The organism is Streptomyces ureilyticus (assembly GCF_011045025.1).
In the GTDB taxonomy this organism is placed as follows: Bacteria; Actinomycetota; Actinomycetes; order Streptomycetales; family Streptomycetaceae; genus Streptomyces; species Streptomyces ureilyticus.
Genome location: NZ_JAAKZX010000186.1, coordinates 1 through 18,637 on the forward strand (window position 1 = coordinate 1; position 18,637 = coordinate 18,637).

The window sequence follows — 18,637 nt, forward strand, 5'->3', positions numbered from 1 at the left end:
TTAAGGCTCCCAGGAGACTACTGGGTTGATAGGCCAGATCTGGAAGGCGGGTAACCGCTGGAGGTGACTGGTACTAATAGGCCGAGGGCTTGTCCTCAGCTGCTCGCGTCCACTGTGTTGGTTCTGAAACCACGAACAACCCCCATGCCTGGGTCACGGCATGGGTGCGGGTGTTGAGTGTTTCATAGTGTTTCGGTGGTCATAGCGTGAGGGAAACGCCCGGTTACATTCCGAACCCGGAAGCTAAGCCTTACAGCGCCGATGGTACTGCAGGGGGGACCCTGTGGGAGAGTAGGACACCGCCGAACAAATATTGAAAGAGCTGGTCCCCGAACTTCGGTTTGGGGACCAGCTCTTTTTTGTTGTGCGTCACTTGGTGTTCACGTTGCGAGATAAGCATCCCGAGCATGGGGACTGTAGGAATGCTCAGGGCTGCAGGCGTCGGACTTGGTGACGAGGTCATCGTGCCGGCGTTCGGGAACGTCGAGGTCGCCGAGGCCGTGAGCCTGACCGGTGCGATGCCGGTGTTCGCCGACATCGACCCGGCCACGTACTGCCTTGATGCCGCCGCCGTCGATGCTGTCGTCGGACCGCGGACGGTGGCCGTCGTCGCCGTACACCGCTTCGGTCGGGCTGCTGACCTCGCGGGACTGCGGTGGTCTGGGCAGCGGCACGGTCTCCTGGTGCTGGAACAGAGCGAGTCGAAGGCGCCGTACGACGAGGTGGGGCAGCGCAGGGCTCATGCCGCGTATCTGGACAGGCGGTTGAGTGGGGTGCGGACGCCGGAGGGCGGTGTGGGGCACACGTACCAGCAGTACGTCGTGCGGGTGCCGGGCAATGGGCGGCCGGACCGGGATGCCTTCGCACGGGCCGTGCGGGCCAGGGGAGTTGAGTGCTGGGTGCCTGTGAAGACTCCTGTGCACCGCATGCCGGGGTTCCGGCGGGACGTGTATCTGCCGGAGACCGAGCGCGCCGCCGACGAGACGCTGGCGCTGCCCGTGGACGCTGCTTTGTCGAAGCGTGAGATGCAACGGATCGTCTCGGCGTGCAATGCGCTCGGTGGGTTGTTGCAGCCTGCCTTCTAGTCGAGCACGGGGTCGAACACGGTTGGGAGTACTCTGCTGTTCGGGTTATGATCTATGCCGTCGCCGCAGCGAAAGCTCACAGTGCGACAGGCCCCTATAGCTCAGTCGGTAGAGCGTCTCCATGGTAAGGAGAAGGTCAACGGTTCGATTCCGTTTGGGGGCTCTGACAGCAACGGCCTCCGCCCGATTGGGGCGGAGGCCGTTTCGTATGTCCTATGCCCTATGCCAGGACTTGTTCAGTCCTTGTGGAGGCCCGGAACGCGCATGGCCAGGATGGCCATGTCATCTGACGGGGCGTCGGAGGCGAAGCGTTCTACCGCGCGCATGATGCGGGCGGCGACCGCGCCGGCGGTGAGGCCCGTGCAGGTGGTGAGGACGTCCGTGAGGCCGTCGTCGCCCAACATGCGGGTGCCTTCGCGGCGTTCGGTGACGCCGTCCGTCACGCACAGCAGGACGTCGCCCGGATCGAGCGTCACCGTCTGCTCGTACAGTTCGAGATCGTCCATGACGCCGAGGAGGGGCTGTGGTTCGGCGGCCGGTTCGACCGTGCCGTCCTGACGCAGGCGCAGGGGGAGCGGATGACCGGCGCAGACGATCTTCAGTACGGCGCTGCCGTCGTCCTGGGGCCACAGCTCGCCGTACAGGAGCGTCAGGAAGCGGCTGCGGGCGCCCTCGTCGAGGATCGCGGAGTTGAGGCGCTCCAGGACGGCCGGGCCGCCGAAACCCTCGCGGGCGAGGAGACGGAGGGCATGGCGGGCCAGGCCTGTGACCGCGGCCGCCTCCGGGCCCGTACCGCAGACATCGCCGATGGCGAAGCCGTACGCGCCGTCGCGGATCGGGAAGACGTCGTAGAAGTCGCCGCCGACTTCGTTGCCCTCGCCCGCCGCGCGGTAGATGACCTCGACTTCCACGCCCTCGATGACCGGGAGTTCGGGCGGCAGGAGGCTGCGCTGGAGGGACTGGCTGATGGCCATGCGCTCGGAGTACAGGCGGGAGTTGTCCAGGGCCAGTGCGGCCCTTCGGGAGAGGTCCTCGGCGAGTTCCAGGATCTCCTGGCGGAAGTGTTCGTCCGTCGGCTTGCCGAGCGTCAGCATGCCGATGACGCGGTTGCGGGCCACCAGGGGGAGTACGACCGTCTCGCCGCCGACTGCTGAGGCCGTGGCCAGGGTCGTGCCGATGCCGGAGCTGACCGTCGCCGGTTCCCCGCGGCCCAGGCTGCGCATGGAGGTGCGCAGGGCCGCCTCGTGGGCTGCCTCTGCAGGGGCCGACCAGACGCGGGCGCCCGGGGTCGGGACCGGGTCCGGCGGGGAGATCTTGGAGAGGAGTGCCTTGAGGCCGTCGATGCGCTCCTCGTCCTCATGCAGGACGTACGAGAGATATGGGTCCGAGGCCTGGTCGGCAATCGTGTAGACGGCACACCAGGTGGCCAGGGTCGGGACCGTCATCTGTGCCATGAGGGCCAGCGTCTGATCGCGGTCCAGAGTGCCCGCGAGGAGGTCGGAGGCCTCTACGAGGAAGGACAGGGAGCCGCGGCGCAGGCGCTCCAGCTCACCCAGGCGGGCCGATTCGACGGCGAGCGCGATGCGGTCGGCGGCGAACTGCAGGCGCAGGGCCTCTTCGTTCGAATACCGGGCGGGGGACTCGGCCGCGACGCCGAGCGAGCCCGTGAGGCGGCCCTCGACCTTCAGCGGGACCGTGACGACCGACCGCATGCCTGTGCCGCTCAGCAGCGGAACGGCGCCAGGAACGGCCGTGAGGTCGTCGTGGACGGCCGGCATCCTGGCTGAGCCGTACCGGCCGGGGCCCGCCTCCACGGGGACGCGAGCGAAGCGCTGGCGGGCGGAGGGGAGCCCGGTGGAGGCGCGTACCTCCAGCTCGGTCTCGTCGTCGGTGGCCAGCAGCAGGAAGGCGGAGTCGCCGTCGAGCATGTCGCGGGCGCGCTCCACGGTGCGCTGGAGGAGGCCGTCGAGGTCGTCCGGGGCCGGGGAGCCGATGAACACCTCGAAGGGGTCGGTTGCCTGACCGCCTTCGGAGAGTGTCGCCGAGTCCCCGGAAGGTACGCGCAGGGGAGTCTGAAGGACGGCGCGCTCGTGATCCCGTACGAGGAGACAGACCGTGGAGGGCTCGCCGCCGGTGTCGCGGACGCGCAGATGCGAGGCGTACACGGGTGTCACGCGGCCGTTGGCGTCGCGGATGCCGTAGCTGCCCTCCCAGCGCGAGAGCTGGAGGGCCTCGGCGATGCCGGTGCTGGTGCCGGGAGTGTGCGGCCAGGCCGCGAGGTCGGTCAGGGGTTTGCCGATGACCTGCTCGGCGGCGTACCCGAAGAGCTCCTCCGCGTCCTCGCTCCAGGCGGAGATGGCGCCGGTGCGGTCGATCTGGACGACGGCGACGCGTACGCGGCCGTCGGCGAGGGGCAGGAGGTCGGCGGGCAGCGAAGGGCCGGCCGTGCGGGTGCCCACGGGGCGGTCCGGGAGGTCGAGTTGGAACCAGACCTGCTTGTGGGTGGGCGTGTATTCGACTCCCCAGCCGGCGGCCAGGGCGGCGCACAATTGGAGGCCGCGGCCGCCCTCGCGGTCGGGGCTGCCCATGTTGACGGCCGTCGCCTGGAGTGGAATCTCACGTTCCGGGTAGCGGTCCGCTACTTCGATGCGTACGCCGTCCTCGGTGCGCAGACACAGGACATCGGCGGACGTGCCCGCATGTACCACGGCGTTGGTGACGAGTTCGCTGGTGAGGACCACGGCGTCGTCGACGATGTCTCCGAAACCCCAGCCCTGGAGGGTGTCACGGACAAAGGACCGAGCGGTTGCGACGGACCGTCCGACGGGGTCGAAGCTGGCGGCCGCGCGAGCGGTGATCACAGCACTCCTTGTCCGGGTCTCTTCGGGCAGGGCTTCGTGGCCGACGCGCCCCTGCCGTGGCAGATGGCCGTCGCCTGTCTGTCCGGGATCCTGTGGCTGTCCCCCAGGATGCACTCCGGTGGTCATGGTGAGGCCGCCCCTCCGATGCCTGCCCGCTCGTGCTCGTGCCACCGCCCAGGCCGGACGGACCGGCGTGGCTGGACAGCCGCATGCAAGGTTACTTACCTTCGCCGTCCATGCGGATGCCGGTCACCACAGTGTTTCCGTCCGGGAGGGTGTGTGCGGACCATGTGCGAAGCTGCCGAACTGTTATGGCCTGGTTCAGGCACGGTGAAACACTGGGCAAGCTTCAAGAGATGGTGCAAATACGCAGTGCAGTACCCGAACACCCCGGGCAGTAGTGGTCGACCCTTGCGGGAGGGACACAGTGGAGTCTGGCGCAGCGACGCGGGGCAACAAGGCGCGCGCGAAAGGCGGACAGTCCCTGAGTAGCCAGCGCAAACCGCGCAACGGAACCACCGAGGTGGACACCGCGGCGCTGAACAGAATGCTCGTGGCTCTGGAGTCGATGCGGGACGGGAACTTCCGCAAGCGTCTGACCGTGTCCGGCGACGGTGTTATGTCCGAAATCGCAGCGGTTTTCAATGAGGTGGCCGACCGCAATCTGCACCTGACGGGCGAGCTGTCGCGCGTACGGCGCATGGTCGGCCGCGAGGGAAAGCTCACGGAGCGCCTGGAGACGGGCGTCTGTGAGGGTTCCTGGGCCTCGGCGATCGACGCGTCCAACGCGCTGGTCGACGACCTCGTACGCCCCGTCTCCGAGGTCGGCCGGGTGCTGTCCGCGGTGGCCGACGGTGACCTGTCGCCGCGTATGGAACTGCGGACGCAGGCCCCGGACGGCAGCGGACATCCGCTGCGCGGAGAGTTCCTGAAGGTCGGGCGTACGGTCAACAACCTGGTCGACCAGCTGTCCATCTTCACCGACGAGGTCACGCGTGTGGCCAGTGAGGTCGGCACTGAGGGCAAGCTGGGCGGGCAGGCCCGGGTGCGCGGGATGTCCGGTTCGTGGAAGGACCTCACGGATTCGGTCAACACGATGGCGTACCGGTTGACGGCTCAGGTGCGCGACATCGCGCTGGTGACGACGGCGGTCGCCAAGGGGGACTTGTCCCGGAAGGTCACGGTTCATGTGGCCGGCGAGATGCTGGAGCTCAAGAACACCGTCAACACGATGGTCGACCAGCTGTCCTCGTTCTCGTCCGAGGTGACGCGAGTCGCACGCGAGGTCGGCACGGAGGGCGAGCTCGGCGGGCAGGCCCAGGTGCCGGGTGTGGCCGGTGTGTGGAAGGACCTCACCGATTCGGTGAATCTTATGGCCGGCAATCTGACGGCCCAGGTCCGCGGGATCGCGCAGGTGACGACGGCGGTCGCCAACGGTGACCTGTCGCAGAAGGTGACGGTTTCGGCGCGCGGTGAGATGGCGCAGCTCGCCGAGACGATCAACCAGATGACCGAGACGCTGCGTACGTTCGCGGACGAGGTGACCCGGGTCGCCAACGAGGTCGGCGGCGAGGGGAGGCTCGGCGGCCAGGCGAATGTGCCGGGTGCGGCGGGAACGTGGAAGGACCTCACCGACTCGGTGAACACGGTCTTCCGGAATCTCACGACCCAGGTGCGGGACATCGCCGCGGTGACGACGGCGGTGGCCAACGGTGACCTGTCGCAGAAGGTCAGCGTCGAGGTCGCCGGCGAGATGCTGGAGCTGAAGAACACCGTCAACACGATGGTCGACCAGCTGTCGTCCTTCGGTGCCGAAGTGACGCGAGTGGCGCGGGAGATCGGCGTCGAGGGTGAGCTGGGCGGTCAGGCGGCGGTGCCGGGCGCGGCCGGTACGTGGAAGGACCTGACGGACTCCGTCAACACGGCGTTCCGGAATCTCACCGGACAGGTGAGGAACATCGCGCAGGTGACGACGGCGGTCGCCAACGGCGACCTGTCGCAGAAGGTCACGGTGGACGTCTCCGGCGAGATGCTTCAGCTGAAGAACACCGTGAACACGATGGTGGACCAGCTCTCCGCGTTCGGCGCCGAGGTCACGCGTGTGGCCCGGGACGTCGGCACCGAGGGCCGGCTGGGCGGCCAGGCCCGCGTGGACGGCGTTTCCGGCACGTGGAAGGAACTCACCGACTCCGTCAACTTCATGGCGGGAAACCTCACTTCGCAGGTGCGGCAGATCGCACAGGTGACGACGGCGGTGGCGCGGGGTGACCTGTCGCAGAAGATCGACGTGGACGCGCGCGGGGAGATCCTGGAGCTGAAGAACACCCTCAACACGATGGTGGACCAGCTCTCCGCGTTCGCCGACCAGGTGACCCGGGTGGCCCGCGAGGTGGGTACGGAGGGCCGGCTGGGCGGTCAGGCTCAGGTGCCCGGTGTCGCCGGTGTGTGGCGGGACCTGACCGACTCCGTGAACGGTATGGCCGGCAACCTCACCGCCCAGGTCCGCAATATCGCCCAGGTCGCGACCGCGGTGGCGCGGGGTGACCTGTCGCAGAAGATCGACGTGGACGCGCGCGGGGAGATCCTGGAGCTCAAGAACACCCTCAACACGATGGTGGACCAGCTCTCGAACTTCGCCGAGCAGGTGACCCGGGTGGCCCGCGAGGTCGGCACGGAGGGCATCCTCGGCGGTCAGGCCGAGGTGCAGGGTGTCTCCGGGACCTGGAAGGACCTCACGCAGTCCGTCAACTTCATGGCGAACAACCTCACCATTCAGGTGCGGAACATCGCCGAGGTCACCACGGCGGTCGCCAACGGCGACCTCTCCAAGAAGATCACCGTCGACGCGAAGGGCGAGATCCTGGCCCTGGTCACCACCGTCAACACGATGGTGGACCAGCTGTCCAACTTCGCCGAACAGGTGACCCGGGTGGCCCGCGAGGTGGGCACGGACGGCAATCTCGGCGGACAGGCGCGGGTACCCGGCGTCACGGGCATCTGGAAGGACCTGAGCGACAACGTCAACGTGATGGCGGCCAACCTCACCAACCAGGTGCGGAACATCTCGCAGGTCGCGACGGCGGTCGCCAACGGCGACCTCACCAAGAAGGTCACCGTCGAGGCGAGCGGCGAGGTCGCTCAGCTCGCGGACACCGTGAACACGATGGTGCGGACGCTGAGTTCGTTCGCGGACCAGGTGACCCGGGTGGCCCGTGAGGTGGGCACGGACGGCATCCTCGGCGGTCAGGCGCACGTCCCGGGGGTCGCCGGTACGTGGAAGGACCTCACCGAGTCCGTGAACGGCATGGCGTCCAACCTGACCGGGCAGGTGCGCAACATCGCGATGGTCACCACGGCCATCGCCAAGGGTGACCTGACGAAGAAGATCGACATCGACGCGCGCGGCGAGATCCTGGAGCTCAAGACCACCATCAACACGATGGTCGACCAGCTCTCGTCCTTCGCCGAGGAGGTCACACGCGTCGCCCGCGAGGTGGGCACCGAGGGGCAGTTGGGCGGCCAGGCACGCGTACGCGACGTCGACGGCACCTGGCGCGACCTGACCGAGTCGGTGAACGAGATGGCCGGGAACCTGACCCGGCAGGTACGAGCCATCGCGCGCGTGGCGACCGCGGTGACCCGTGGCGACCTCAACCTGAAGATCGATGTGGACGCCTCCGGCGAGATCCAGGAACTTCAGGACTACATCAACAAGATGATCGCCAACCTGCGCGACACCACCATCGCCAACGAGGAACAGGACTGGCTGAAGGGCAACCTGGCCCGTATCTCCGGTCTGATGCAGGGCCGCCGTGACCTCGCCGACGTGGCCTCGCTCATCATGAGCGAGCTGACTCCGGTGGTCTCGGCGCAGCACGGCGCGTTCTTCCTGGCGATGCCCCTGGACGACGGCAAGGATGTGGGCGCCGCGGGCGACGACTCGTACGAACTGCGCATGCTCGGGCACTACGGCTACTCCATGGGGTCCATGCCGACGTCGTTCCGGCCCGGGGAGACGCTGATCGGGACCGCCGCCAAGGAGAAGCGGACGATTCTCGTCGACAATGTGCCGCCGGGGTACCTGAAGATCGCCTCCGGGCTCGGTGAGGCGCCTCCGGCGCATGTCATCGTGCTGCCGGTGCTCTTCGAGGGGACCGTTCTGGGAGTGATCGAGTTGGCGTCGTTCCAGCCGTTCACACAGATCCAGAAGGACTTCCTCAACCAGATCGCCGAGATGATCGCGACGAGCGTCAACACGATCGCCGTCAACACCAAGACCGAGGTCCTGCTCAGGCAGTCACAGGAGCTGACCGAGCAACTGAGGGAGCGATCGGCCGAGTTGGAGAACCGGCAGAAGGCCCTCCAGGCGTCCAACGCCGAACTGGAGGAGAAGGCCGAGCTGCTGGCCCGGCAGAACCGCGACATCGAGGTCAAGAACACCGAGATCGAGGAGGCACGGCAGGTCCTGGAGGAGCGCGCCGAGCAACTCGCGGTCTCCATGCGCTACAAGAGCGAGTTCCTCGCCAACATGTCGCATGAGCTGCGTACGCCGCTCAACTCGCTGCTCATCCTCGCCAAGCTGCTCGCGGACAACGCGGACTCCAACCTCACCCCGAAGCAGGTCGAGTTCGCCGAGACGATCCACGGAGCCGGCTCCGACCTGCTCCAGCTGATCAACGACATCCTCGACCTGTCGAAGGTCGAGGCGGGCAAGATGGACGTATCGCCGACGCGCATCGCGCTGGTCCAACTCGTTGACTACGTAGAGGCCACTTTCCGTCCGCTGACGGCAGAGAAGGGCCTCGATTTCTCCGTACGAGTCTCCCCGGAACTGCCCGCCACACTGCACACGGACGAGCAGCGGCTCCTCCAGGTGCTGCGCAACCTGCTGTCCAACGCGGTGAAGTTCACCGACTCCGGAGCGGTCGAACTCGTCATCCGGCCCGCCGGCGCGGACGTGCCCGTAGCCATCCGGGAGCAGCTCCTGGAGGCGGGCTCGCTGCGGGACGCGGACGCCGATCTGATCGCGTTCTCCGTGACCGATACCGGCATCGGTATCGCGGCCAGCAAGATGAGGGTGATCTTCGAGGCCTTCAAGCAGGCGGACGGCACGACGAGCAGGAAGTACGGCGGTACGGGACTGGGGCTGTCCATCTCGCGGGAGATCGCGCGGCTGCTGGGCGGTGAGATCCATGCCCAGAGCGAGCCGGGACGGGGCTCCACGTTCACGCTGTATTTGCCGCTGCACGCGAGCGAACTGCCGCCACAGGGCTACCCGCAGCTCGCGGCACCGGCAATGGACAACGGAGCGCTCGCGCTGCCCGCGGAGGTCGAGGACGGGGCACCCGCGGAGACGCCCGCCGAGGTCAGGTCGTACCAGGAGACCCAGAACGGGGCCGCCGCGCTCTTCAGGCGCCGCCGCAGGTCGTTGCCCTCGGCCGGGCAGCGACACACGCTGTCGGGGCAGCAGGGCCAGGTCCAGGAGCCCTGGGCCGCGCGCGGTGAGGAGGCGTCCGGCCGGACGAGGGACCTCTTCCACTTCGAGGGCGAGAAGGTGCTGATCGTCGACGACGACATCCGCAATGTGTTCGCGCTCACCAGCGTCCTGGAGCAGCACGGCCTGTCGGTGCTGTACGCCGAGAACGGCCGCGAGGGCATCGAGGTCCTGGAGCAGCACGACGACCTCACCGTCGTCCTGATGGACATCATGATGCCCGAGATGGACGGGTACGCGACTACGACGGCGATCCGTCGGATGCCTCAGTTCGCCGGCCTGCCGATCATCGCTCTCACGGCGAAGGCGATGAAGGGCGACCGAGAGAAGGCGATCGAGTCGGGGGCTTCCGACTATGTGACGAAGCCGGTCGATCCTGATCATCTGCTCGAGGTGATGGACCGGTGGATGCGCCAGCGATGACCGGATGGGGTCCCCCTGTTCAAGTGCACAGCGAACGTGGGGGACCAGGGCACGCGGACCTGCTGACTGACTGTGCCCGGCCCTGTGTAGAAACCCGGGATTCGGGGAACCTTCTGGTCTCCTGCCGCGTTTCTGCTACGTGCACAGTGACATCGCGGTGACAGGGTGTGGCGACAGGCGGGGTGCGGCTACCATGACCGGCACAAGGACGGGCGGCGTAAGGGAGTCGTCCCCTGGGGCGGCGCCCGGTGCACTGCCGGGGCGAGGAGGACGGGCCATGGTGCAGAAGGCCAAGATCCTCCTGGTCGATGACCGGCCGGAGAATCTGCTGGCGCTGGAGGCCATCCTCTCTGCGCTCGATCAGACACTGGTTCGGGCATCGTCCGGGGAGGAAGCGCTCAAAGCACTGCTCACGGACGATTTCGCGGTCATTCTTCTGGATGTCCAGATGCCGGGCATGGACGGTTTTGAGACCGCCGCGCACATCAAGCGGCGGGAGAGGACCCGGGACATCCCGATCATCTTCCTCACCGCCATCAACCACGGTCCGCACCACACCTTCCGGGGATACGCGGCGGGCGCGGTGGACTACATCTCCAAGCCGTTCGACCCGTGGGTACTGCGGGCGAAGGTCTCCGTGTTCGTCGAGCTGTACATGAAGAACTGCCAACTCCGGGAGCAGGCAGCCCTGTTGCGGCTCCAGCTGGAGGGCGGTGGCGGCAAGACCGCGGAGGCCAAGGAACCGGCCGGGCTGCTCGCCGAGCTCTCCGCGCGGCTCGCGGCCGTGGAGGAGCAGGCCGAGGCACTCTCCAAGCAGCTCGACGACGAGTCGGCGGATGCGGCGGCGGTGGCGACCGCGGCGCATCTCGAGCGCAAGCTCACGGGACTGCGCAGGGCGCTGGACGCGCTGGAACCGGGCTCGGGGAACGGCGCGGCTTCGCTCCCTTCGCAGAACTGAGTTTGCACATCACCGGCTGCCCAGTACGACGGTTGAGGCCCCGTCAACATGACGCCTTTGTGGGGTGCGACACGAATGGGTGAAGCGCAAGGCACACGTGTCCACAGTGGTCTCCCCCGGTAACCTCACCCTCATGGCCCCACGTCAGCCCGCAGCCAAGAAGTCGACCGCGAAGAAAGCGGCCGCTCCGAAGAAGGCTGCGGCGAAGAAGGCCCCAGCGAAGAAAGCACCGGCCAAGAAGGCTCCCGCGAAGAAGGCCGCGGCCAAAAAGGCGCCGCCCAAGCCGGCGCCCAACCCCACCGGGGGCGTGTTCAGGCTCGTGCGCGCCCTCTGGCTCGGTGTCGCACACGCCGTCGGCGCCGTGTTCCGAGGCGTAGGGCGGGGCGCGAAGGGGCTCGACCCGGCGCATCGAAAGGACGGACTCGCCCTGCTGCTGCTCGGCCTCGCCCTGATCGTGGCCGCGGGCACCTGGTCCAACCTCCGCGGCCCCGTCGGCGACCTCGTCGAACTGCTGGTGACCGGCGCCTTCGGCCGCCTCGACCTGCTCGCACCGCTCCTGCTCGCGGTGATCGCCGTACGCCTCATCCGGCACCCCGAGAAGCCCGAGGCCAACGGACGCATCGTCATCGGCCTGTCCGCGCTCGTCATCGGCGTGCTCGGCCAGGTCCATATCGCCTGCGGGGCGCCCGCGCGCAGCGACGGCATGCAGGCGATACGGGACGCAGGCGGGCTCCTCGGCTGGGGTGCGGCGACACCGTTGACGTACGCGATGGGCCAGGTCCTGGCCGTGCCGCTCCTCGTGCTGCTCACCGTCTTCGGGCTTCTGGTCGTCACGGCGACGCCCGTGAACGCCATTCCTCAGCGGCTGCGGCTGCTCGGCACCAAGCTCGGCCTGGTACAGCCGCGGACGGCGGAGGACGACTTCAGCGAGGACGACGAGCGCTACGACGAGCAGTGGCGCAAGGCGCTGCCCGCGCCCTCCCGGAAGCGCCGCTCCGCGCCCCGGGCGTCCGAGGAGTACGACCCGGACAGCGCCGAGCAGGAGGCGCTCTCCAAGCGCCGGAGCCGCTCCAGGCGGCCCGCTGTCCAGCAACCCGCCGCTGACCGGCAGATGGACGCCGTGGACGTGGCCGCAGCGGCCGCAGCGGCGCTCGACGGTGCCGTGATGCACGGGATGCCGCCCTCGGCGCTCGTGGCCGATCTGACGCAGGGCGTCGGGGCGGACCGCGGGGACCGCGAGGACACGGGTGGTGGGCACCAGGAGACAACGCCGGTACCGGCAGCGCGCAGCAAGGTCGGCAAGGGTGGCAAGCCCAAGCAGGAGATGCTGAAGGCCGAGGTCGCCGACCTGACCAAGGCGCCCCCCGAGGAGCCGCGCGAACTCCCGCCGCGCGCCGAACAGTTGCAGCTCTCCGGCGACATCACGTACTCCCTGCCGTCGCTCGACCTCCTGGAGCGCGGCGGCCCGGGCAAGGCGCGCAGCGCCGCCAATGACGCCATCGTCGAGTCGCTCACCACGGTCTTCACCGAGTTCAAGGTCGACGCCTCCGTCACGGGCTTCACGCGCGGACCGACGGTCACGCGGTACGAGGTCGAGCTCGGCCCCGCCGTGAAGGTCGAGCGCATCACGGCGCTCACCAAGAACATCGCGTACGCCGTCGCCAGCCCGGATGTGCGGATCATCAGCCCGATCCCCGGCAAGTCGGCGGTCGGCATCGAGATCCCCAACACCGACCGCGAGATGGTCAACCTGGGCGACGTACTGCGGCTGGCCGACGCGGCCGAGGACGACCATCCGATGCTGGTCGCGCTCGGCAAGGACGTCGAGGGCGGCTATGTGATGGCCAACCTCGCGAAGATGCCGCACGTACTGGTGGCCGGAGCGACCGGTTCAGGTAAGTCGTCGTGCATCAACTGTCTGATCACGTCGATCATGGTCAGGGCGACCCCCGAGGACGTCCGCATGGTGCTCGTCGACCCCAAGCGCGTCGAACTCACCGCGTACGAAGGCATTCCGCACCTGATCACGCCGATCATCACCAACCCGAAGCGGGCCGCCGAGGCGCTGCAGTGGGTCGTACGGGAGATGGATCTGCGCTACGACGACCTCGCGGCGTTCGGTTTCCGGCACATCGACGACTTCAACGCGGCCATCAGGAACGGCAAGGTCAAGCTGCCCGAGGGCAGTGAGCGCGAGCTCAGCCCGTACCCGTATCTGCTGGTGATCGTCGATGAGCTCGCCGACCTGATGATGGTCGCCCCCAGGGACGTCGAAGACGCCATCGTGCGCATTACACAGCTCGCGCGCGCGGCCGGCATCCATCTCGTCCTCGCCACCCAGCGGCCCTCCGTGGACGTAGTCACCGGTCTGATCAAGGCGAACGTGCCGTCCCGGCTCGCCTTCGCCACCTCCTCGCTCGCCGACAGCCGCGTCATCCTCGACCAGCCCGGCGCCGAGAAGCTGATCGGCAAGGGCGACGGGCTCTTCCTGCCGATGGGCGCGAACAAGCCGACCCGTATGCAGGGCGCGTTCGTGACCGAGGACGAGGTCGAGGCGGTCGTGCAGCACTGCAAGGACCAGATGACGCCGGTCTTCAGGGACGACGTCGTGGTCGGCACCAAGCAGAAGAAGGAGATCGACGAGGACATCGGCGACGACCTCGACCTGCTGTGCCAGGCGGCGGAACTGGTCGTCTCCACACAGTTCGGATCCACCTCGATGCTCCAGCGCAAGCTCCGCGTCGGGTTCGCCAAGGCAGGGCGGCTGATGGACCTCATGGAGTCCCGCAACATCGTCGGGCCGAGCGAGGGTTCCAAGGCTCGTGATGTTCTTGTGAAACCTGACGAGCTGGACGGAGTGCTCGCGGTGATCCGTGGGGAGGCTCAACCGTAAGGAATCACCGTCAGGAATCGGTGCGGGCCGGGTCCCTGCGCGAGTGGGTCGACGATGCGCGAACGTGACTCATCCGTAAAGATGCGGCGAGCAACCGTTTCCCTTCGGCGCACGTCAAGTTGAGGGGAGGGACAGGTACGTGTCCCACCCTCAGGATGTCCGGCCATTCTGATGGCGTACAAAGTCATACCGCCCGGTTGCCCCACCCTTTCGCACCCCCCATAAACTGAACCTCCAGCACAGGTGGCTACACGCTCGAAAGGCGCCCCCGTGTCCATCGGCAACTCCCCTGAGGACAACTTCCCTGAGGACCAGCGTCCCTTCGAAGAAGACGATCGTCCCTCGATCGGCAGTGCGCTGCGACAGGCACGTATCGACGCTGGGCTGACCGTCGACGATGTCAGTAACGCTACCCGGGTCCGCATCGCCATCGTGCAGGCGATCGAGCAGGACAACTTCGCTGCCTGCGGCGGAGATGTCTACGCGCGCGGTCACGTCCGGACCCTGGCACGCGCCGTGCACATCGATCCGGATCCGCTGCTCGCGCAGTTCGCGGCCGAGCACGGCGGGCGTCCGGCGCCGACGCCGGCGGCACCGCTGTTCGAGGCGGAACGGATCCGCCCGGAGCGTCAGCGGCCCAACTGGACCGCGGCCATGGTCGCCGCGATCGTCGCCGTGATCGGTTTCGTCGGGTTCACGCTGTTCAGCGGCGGTGACGACGGTGCCGATGCGAAGACGCAGACCGCCGAGGGGTCCAAGCCCGCCGCCACCAAGTCCGACGACCGCAAGCCGGACAAGCCCGCCGACCCCACGCCCGACGCCTCGGACAGCGCCATCGCGGCCGCGCCGCGGGACAAGGTGACCGTCAAGGTGACCGCCGTCGACGACCGCAGCTGGATCTCGGCCCACGACCACAACGGCCGACGACTGTTCGACGGCTTCCTGGAGCAGGGCGACTCCAAGACCTTCCAGGACAAGGAGAAGATCGACCTCGTCCTCGGTCGCGCTGGTGTGCTCGAGCTGTACGTGAACGGCAAGAAGATCGAGGACGAGTTCCACCCGGCAGCCGTCGAGCGCCTGACGTACACGAAGGGCGACCCCGAGGTCGGCTGAGCCGCACGGCATTCAGGGGCAGCTGGGCACCGGGTTTTTCGGGCAGGCGGGTACGGGGTTGGCCAAGGACGGCCAACCCCGTCGACGTGGGCTGTCAGTGGGACGAAGTAGTCTTGAGCCCATGCCTGAACGCCGTACCGTCGCACTCGTCACTCTTGGCTGCGCCCGTAACGAGGTGGACTCGGAGGAGCTCGCAGGCCGCTTGGAGGCGGACGGCTGGCATCTCGTGAAGGACGCCGAGGAAGCGGACGTCGCTGTCGTGAACACGTGCGGCTTCGTCGAAGCCGCCAAGAAGGACTCCGTCGACGCCCTTCTTGAGGCCAACGACCTCAAGGGGCACGGCAGAACCCAGGCCGTCGTCGCCGTCGGCTGTATGGCCGAGCGGTACGGCAAGGAGCTCGCTGAGGCCCTTCCCGAGGCCGACGGCGTGCTGGGCTTCGACGACTACGCGGACATCTCCGACCGGCTCCAGACCATCCTGAACGGCGGGATCCACGCCGCGCACACCCCGCGGGACCGCCGCAAACTGCTGCCGATCAGCCCTGCCGAACGGCAGGAGTCCGCCGCCGAGATCGCGCTTCCCGGGCACGGCCCGGCCGACCTCCCGGAGGGGGTCGCTCCGTCTTCAGGCCCCCGTGCGCCCCTGCGGCGCCGTCTGGACGGCTCTCCGGTCGCTTCGGTGAAGCTGGCCTCGGGCTGCGACCGGCGGTGCTCCTTCTGTGCCATCCCGTCCTTCCGAGGCTCATTCATCTCGCGGCGGCCGTCCGACGTCCTGGGGGAGACGCGCTGGCTGGCCGAGCAGGGCGTCAAGGAGATCATGCTGGTCTCCGAGAACAACACCTCGTACGGCAAGGACCTGGGTGACATCAGGCTCCTGGAGACGCTGCTGCCCGAGCTCGCAGAGGTCGACGGGATCGAGCGGGTGCGGGTCAGCTATCTGCAGCCCGCCGAGATGCGCCCCGGGCTCATCGACGTACTGACCTCGACGCCGAAGATCGCGCCCTACTTCGACCTGTCCTTCCAGCATTCCGCTCCCGGCGTGCTGCGCGCGATGCGGCGCTTCGGGGACACCGACAGGTTCCTCGAACTGCTCGACACGATCCGGGCCAGGGCCCCGCAGGCGGGCGTGCGGTCCAACTTCATCGTGGGTTTCCCCGGTGAGAGCGCGGATGATCTGGCGGAGCTGGAGCGCTTCCTGAATGGCGCGCGGCTCGACGCGATCGGCGTCTTCGGGTACTCCGACGAGGAGGGCACGGAAGCGGCGACGTACGAGAACAAGCTGGACGAGGACGTCGTCGCCGAGCGGCTGGCCCGGGTCTCGCGACTCGCGGAGGAGCTGGTCTCGCAGCGGGCCGAGGAGCGTGTCGGTGAGACCGTGGAGGTGCTGGTCGAGTCGCTCGACGCCGCCGAGGGCGCCATCGGCCGCGCGGCGCACCAGGCGCCGGAGACCGACGGCCAAGTGCTGTTCACGAGCGGCGAAGGCCTGACGGTCGGCCGTATGGTCGAGGCGAAGGTGGTCGGTACGGAAGGTGTCGACCTGGTGGCCGAGCCCCTCCCGGGCTCGCTCGCAGGTCCTGAGGAGGCTGCCAGATGACGGGAGTCCCGGCATCCGCGGCGGGCGGCCCCGGTGCCCCGGGCACGCGCGGTGCTGCCGCCGGCGCCCCCGGTACGGGCGCTTCCGGTGCTCATGGCTCGAAGTCGTCGCGCGGCGGGAAGCTGGGCGCCGTGGCCGTCAACCAGGCCAGCCTCTGGAACGTCGCGAACCTCCTGACCATGCTCCGCCTCGTGCTCGTGCCGGGCTTCGTCGCGCTGATGCTCGCCGATGGCGGATACGACCCCGTCTGGCGGGCCTGGGCCTGGGCGGCCTTCGCGGTTGCCATGATCACCGACATCTTCGACGGTCACCTGGCGCGGACGTACAACCTCGTCACCGACTTCGGGAAGATCGCCGACCCGATCGCCGACAAGGCGATCATGGGGGCAGCGCTGATCTGTCTGTCCTCGCTCGGCGACCTGCCGTGGTGGGTGACGGGCGTCATCCTCGGCCGGGAACTCGGAATTACGCTGCTGCGTTTCCTGGTTATCCGCTACGGCGTCATTCCGGCGAGCCGCGGCGGCAAGATGAAGACGCTCGCCCAGGGCACAGCGGTCGGGATGTACGTCCTGGCGCTGACGGGGCCATTGGCAACTCTGAGGTTCTGGGTGATGGCTGTGGCGGTCGCCCTGACCGTGGTGACCGGGCTCGACTATGTGAGACAAGCCATTGTGCTGCGACGCCAGGGTCTCGCCGACCGGAAAGCAGCGGCAAAGGAGGCGGAATGATTGCTTCCCAGGCTGCTGAAGTGCTGAGACTACTGACAGTAAGAGGCGAGACGCTGGCCGTCGCGGAGTCGCTGACGGGTGGGCTGGTGGCAGCGGAGATCACCGCGGCCCCGGGGGCGTCCAAGGCCTTCCGCGGTTCCGTGACCTCGTACGCCACCGATGTGAAGCGGGACGTACTCGGCGTCGACGCCAGCTTGCTGGAACAGCGCGGGGCGGTGGATGCGCAGGTCGCGGCCCAGATGGCGGCCGGCGTGCGCAAGGTGCTCGGCGCGGACTGGGGCCTCGCGACGACCGGTGTTGCGGGACCCGAACCCCAGGACGGGCAGCCGGTCGGCACGGTTTTCATTGCCGTCGACGGGCCTTCCGCGGAGGTCGGCGGCGGTTTTGGTGGCCGGAAAGTGGCGGCGCTGCGGTTGAACGGCGGCCGGACGGAAATCCGTAGAGAGAGTGTACGGAGCGTGCTCGGGCTTCTCCTGGCGGAGCTCGAGCACGAACACCTGGGAAATGAGCGGGCACAGGATACGGAACAGAACGGGGGGAATTGATGTTTGCAGCCCTGAGTGAACACGACATCGCTCCCCGCACGGCCGCGGCGCAAGGCGGTACGGTGGGGCGAGAAGGATGCGGCTACACGGCCCGAGGAGGGAGCCACCGATGATTCTGCTCCGTCGCCTGCTTGGTGACGTGCTGCGTCGGCAGCGCCAGCGCCAGGGCCGTACTCTGCGCGAAGTCTCCTCGTCCGCCCGAGTTTCACTCGGCTATCTCTCCGAGGTGGAGCGGGGGCAGAAGGAGGCTTCCTCCGAACTGCTCTCCGCGATCTGCGACGCGCTGGACGTACGGATGTCCGAGCTCATGAGAGAAGTGAGCGACGAACTCGCGCTTGCCGAGCTGGCCCGGTCGGCAGCGGTTACCGAGCCTGTGCCCACGCCAGTACGCCCGATGCTCAATTCCGTGTCAGTGACCGGTGTGCCACCGGAACGAGTGACGATCAAGGCGCCGGCCGAGGCGGTCGACGTAGTCGCCGCCTGACGGCTGCGGGCCTGTGGTCGGCCGGGCGTGAGGGTCGTGACTAGGCTCACATGAGCTGAGAACCGGCTGAGAACTGTGTGAGGGCCCCGATCGGGGCCTCTCCGGGGAGACCTGGAGGGGTGCGGTCGGGGTTTTTACGTTGCTGGACGGCGGCGGGGGATCTGTACGTCCCGGGCGGCTGCTGTCGGCTGTCGCAGGCATTCGTGTGTCGATTTCTTCACTTTTGCCCCGTTTGCTGGGGTGTCCCGGGACGGCGATGGTTGAGGGGGTCGGGGCGCTCGAAGCGGAGTGACGGCGCCTTGCTGTGTGGGTGCGCTGGGTGCGCCTCGTGGGGATTGACGCGCCCTGCCGGTGGTTGCCGGTCGCGGTCCAGCGTCGGTTGGCGGGTTGGAGGTGGCGCCATGATGCCGACGAGGTCGGCGGCGCGGCGGTTGGAGCCGATGACGTACAGGTACCGGC

The 18,637-nt window shown here is 68.0% G+C and carries 11 protein-coding genes, 1 tRNA gene and 2 rRNA genes; 12 read left to right on the top strand and 2 right to left on the bottom strand.

The features are described 5' to 3' along the window. From G6048_RS52250 to G6048_RS37350, 4 genes are all read left to right on the top strand, one after another. Positions 1 to 97, top strand: a 23S ribosomal RNA gene (locus G6048_RS52250); the annotation flags it as partial. Between the two features lie 94 nt (positions 98 to 191). Beyond that, positions 192 to 308 (top strand): 5S ribosomal RNA (rrf, locus tag G6048_RS37340). A gap of 114 nt (positions 309 to 422) precedes the next feature. After that, positions 423 to 1,085 (top strand): DegT/DnrJ/EryC1/StrS family aminotransferase, encoded by a 663-nt coding sequence (locus tag G6048_RS37345; protein ID WP_165344042.1) that lies wholly within the window; start codon positions 423 to 425, stop codon positions 1,083 to 1,085. A 90-nt stretch (positions 1,086 to 1,175) separates the two neighbouring features. Beyond that, positions 1,176 to 1,248: transfer RNA gene (locus tag G6048_RS37350), tRNA-Thr, on the top strand. A gap of 73 nt (positions 1,249 to 1,321) precedes the next feature. On the opposite strand, the gene G6048_RS37355 is transcribed toward G6048_RS37350, so the two are convergent. Then, on the bottom strand, positions 1,322 to 4,072 hold the full coding sequence (locus G6048_RS37355; protein WP_165344037.1) for a SpoIIE family protein phosphatase: 2,751 nt from the start codon (positions 4,070 to 4,072) through the stop codon (positions 1,322 to 1,324). Positions 4,073 to 4,373: 301 nt separating this feature from the next. Between G6048_RS37355 and G6048_RS37365 the strand changes: the two genes are divergently transcribed. From G6048_RS37365 to G6048_RS37400, 8 genes are all read left to right on the top strand, one after another. Continuing rightward, the gene (locus tag G6048_RS37365; RefSeq protein ID WP_328828115.1) at positions 4,374 to 9,863 is read left to right on the top strand and encodes a HAMP domain-containing protein; all 5,490 of its coding nucleotides are present in this window, start codon (positions 4,374 to 4,376) and stop codon (positions 9,861 to 9,863) included. Between the two features lie 277 nt (positions 9,864 to 10,140). Continuing rightward, positions 10,141 to 10,821 (top strand): response regulator, encoded by a 681-nt coding sequence (locus tag G6048_RS37370; protein WP_165344038.1) that lies wholly within the window; start codon positions 10,141 to 10,143, stop codon positions 10,819 to 10,821. A 133-nt stretch (positions 10,822 to 10,954) separates the two neighbouring features. After that, complete coding sequence (locus G6048_RS37375) at positions 10,955 to 13,714, top strand: DNA translocase FtsK (RefSeq protein ID WP_206342601.1); 2,760 nt, start codon at positions 10,955 to 10,957, stop codon at positions 13,712 to 13,714. Between the two features lie 270 nt (positions 13,715 to 13,984). Then, positions 13,985 to 14,827, top strand: a complete 843-nt coding sequence (locus G6048_RS37380) for a helix-turn-helix domain-containing protein (RefSeq protein WP_165344039.1) — start codon at positions 13,985 to 13,987, stop codon at positions 14,825 to 14,827. Positions 14,828 to 14,948: 121 nt separating this feature from the next. Beyond that, positions 14,949 to 16,421: a 30S ribosomal protein S12 methylthiotransferase RimO gene (gene rimO / locus G6048_RS37385; RefSeq protein ID WP_165344040.1), complete on the top strand. Its 1,473-nt coding sequence runs from the start codon at positions 14,949 to 14,951 to the stop codon at positions 16,419 to 16,421. Beyond that, on the top strand, positions 16,418 to 17,149 hold the full coding sequence (gene pgsA / locus G6048_RS37390; protein WP_165344041.1) for a CDP-diacylglycerol--glycerol-3-phosphate 3-phosphatidyltransferase: 732 nt from the start codon (positions 16,418 to 16,420) through the stop codon (positions 17,147 to 17,149). The genes rimO and pgsA overlap by 4 nt, the downstream gene beginning before the upstream one ends. Beyond that, complete coding sequence (locus tag G6048_RS37395; protein ID WP_165344045.1) at positions 17,149 to 17,694, top strand: CinA family protein; 546 nt, start codon at positions 17,149 to 17,151, stop codon at positions 17,692 to 17,694. The genes pgsA and G6048_RS37395 overlap by 1 nt, the downstream gene beginning before the upstream one ends. Positions 17,695 to 17,803: 109 nt before the next feature. Further along, complete coding sequence (locus G6048_RS37400) at positions 17,804 to 18,178, top strand: helix-turn-helix domain-containing protein (RefSeq protein ID WP_138043457.1); 375 nt, start codon at positions 17,804 to 17,806, stop codon at positions 18,176 to 18,178. A 217-nt stretch (positions 18,179 to 18,395) separates the two neighbouring features. Here the strand turns inward: G6048_RS37400 and G6048_RS48915 are convergent. After that, a partial coding sequence (locus G6048_RS48915; RefSeq protein WP_206342603.1) for a hypothetical protein occupies positions 18,396 to 18,637 on the bottom strand: 242 nt, incomplete at its 5' end.

Coding starts and splice junctions, on each gene's coding strand:
- G6048_RS37345 (WP_165344042.1), top strand. CDS start 423: ATGCTCAGGGCTGCAGGCGTCGGACTTGGTGACGAGGTCATCGTGCCG.
- G6048_RS37355 (WP_165344037.1), bottom strand. CDS start 4,072: ATGACCACCGGAGTGCATCCTGGGGGACAGCCACAGGATCCCGGACAG.
- G6048_RS37370 (WP_165344038.1), top strand. CDS start 10,141: ATGGTGCAGAAGGCCAAGATCCTCCTGGTCGATGACCGGCCGGAGAAT.
- G6048_RS37375 (WP_206342601.1), top strand. CDS start 10,955: ATGGCCCCACGTCAGCCCGCAGCCAAGAAGTCGACCGCGAAGAAAGCG.
- rimO (WP_165344040.1), top strand. CDS start 14,949: ATGCCTGAACGCCGTACCGTCGCACTCGTCACTCTTGGCTGCGCCCGT.
- pgsA (WP_165344041.1), top strand. CDS start 16,418: ATGACGGGAGTCCCGGCATCCGCGGCGGGCGGCCCCGGTGCCCCGGGC.
- G6048_RS37400 (WP_138043457.1), top strand. CDS start 17,804: ATGATTCTGCTCCGTCGCCTGCTTGGTGACGTGCTGCGTCGGCAGCGC.